2 protein-coding genes and 1 pseudogene are annotated in these 1,570 nt (G+C 71.0%); all 3 read left to right on the top strand.

Annotated features, from left to right (window positions below; translation table 11 throughout):
• Positions 1 to 339 (top strand): annotated as a pseudogene (locus JMF90_RS36505) (EscN/YscN/HrcN family type III secretion system ATPase); the annotation flags it as partial.
• Positions 332 to 1,018 (top strand): hypothetical protein, encoded by a 687-nt coding sequence (locus JMF90_RS36510; RefSeq protein WP_125381598.1) that lies wholly within the window; start codon positions 332 to 334, stop codon positions 1,016 to 1,018. The pseudogene JMF90_RS36505 and the gene JMF90_RS36510, both read left to right, overlap by 8 nt.
• A partial coding sequence (locus JMF90_RS36515) for an EscT/YscT/HrcT family type III secretion system export apparatus protein (RefSeq protein WP_201326290.1) occupies positions 1,012 to 1,570 on the top strand: 559 nt, incomplete at its 3' end. The genes JMF90_RS36510 and JMF90_RS36515, both read left to right, overlap by 7 nt.

A 1,570-nucleotide genomic window follows, 5' to 3' on the forward strand; every position in this document is an offset into this window, starting at 1 on the left:
ATCCTCGACGGCCACATCGTGCTGTCGCGCAAGATCGCGCTCGCGAACCGCTATCCGGCGATCGACGTGCTCGCGAGCCTGTCGCGCGTGATGCCGCTCGTCGCGAGCCGCGCGCACCAGCATGCGGCCGCGCGCGTGCGTGAGCTGATCGCGAAGTACCAGGAGATCGAGCTGCTGGTGCAGATCGGCGAGTATCGCGAAGGCAGCGACCGGCTCGGCGATCTCGCGCTGCGCGCGCGCGACGCGATCGGTGCGTTCTGTGCGCAGGCGTCGGACGAGGACGTGCGCTTCGACGCGCTGCTCGCGAAGCTGACGAAGCTGGCGAACGATCATGTCTGAAGCCGACGACCGCCTCGTGCTCGCGACGCTCGCCCGCCTGAAGCGCGTACGCGAGATGCGCAGCCAGATCGCCCGCGTCGCGGCCGCGCGCCAGCAGGGCATCGCCGCGCAGAGCCGGCGGGCGCTCGCGGCCGCGCAGGCACAGCTCGCGCAGCAAGTGGCCGCGAAGGCCGCGATCCAGACGCGGCTCGCCGACGACGTGCGCGAGGCCCGCGCGTTGCAGAACGCGGCGGCCGATACGCGTACGTTCGACCGGCATATCGGCACCGCGAACGCGTCGGTGAGCGAGGCCGCGCACGTGCATCGCGGCCACGAGGCGACGCTCGCCGACCTGCAGCGCGCCGCGCGCAAGGCGAAGGCCGCCGAGGACAAGCTGGAGAAGGCCGGCGAGAAGGCGCTGCACGCGCGCGCCGCGCGGGTCGAGCGCGACGCCGACGAAGTCGCGGACGGCTACGCGGTACGGCGCTTCGCGACGGGCGGCACCTGGGTGGCTGGTGCGGGCGATGCGGGCGCCGCGGCCGGTCATGCGGCCACGCCGCCGGAGGCCGCGGCCGCGTTCGATGCGGCGATGACCGAAGCGGAAACGGACGCCGACATCGCCACCGAAACTGCCGCATCCGCCGCATCCGTCGCGCCCGACGATCCCGCCCCGCCTGCCGCCGCGGAGCGCCGATGCTAGACCAGGCCGCGGGCTTCAACGACGTCGCCGGCATGCTGCGGCCGCTGCTCTACGTGATGCCGCGCCTGCTGCCGATCATGTTCGTCGTGCCGGTATTCAACGAGCAGATCATCACGGGCCTCGTGCGCAACGGGATCGCGGTCGTGATCGCCGCGTTCGTCGCGCCGACGATCGATGCCGCGCAGGTCGCCGCGCTGCCGTTCCTGATGTGGTGCCTGCTGGTCGCGAAGGAGGCGATGGTCGGCATGCTGCTCGCAGGTGCGTTCAGCGCGGTGCTGTTCGCGATCCAGGGTGTCGGCTACCTGATCGACTTCCAGACCGGCAGCGGCAGCGCCGCGTTCTTCGATCCGATGGGCGGCCACGAGGGCGGCCCGACTTCCGGATTCCTGAATTTCGTCGCGATCGCGCTGTTCGTCACGGCGGGCGGGTTGCAGGTGCTCGTGCAACTGTTCGCGCAGTCGTACGCATGGTGGCCGATCGGCTCGCTCGGCCCCGATTTCTCGTCGATGCTGCAAACCTTCATCGTGCGGCAGACCGACACGATCTTCGAAT

This window comes from Burkholderia sp. E168m23, assembly GCF_016586125.1.
Classification (GTDB): Bacteria; Pseudomonadota; Gammaproteobacteria; order Burkholderiales; family Burkholderiaceae; genus Burkholderia; species Burkholderia orbicola.

Excerpts from the sequence above, each read along its gene's own strand:
- JMF90_RS36510 (WP_125381598.1), top strand. The coding sequence starts at position 332 with ATGTCTGAAGCCGACGACCGCCTCGTGCTCGCGACGCTCGCCCGCCTG.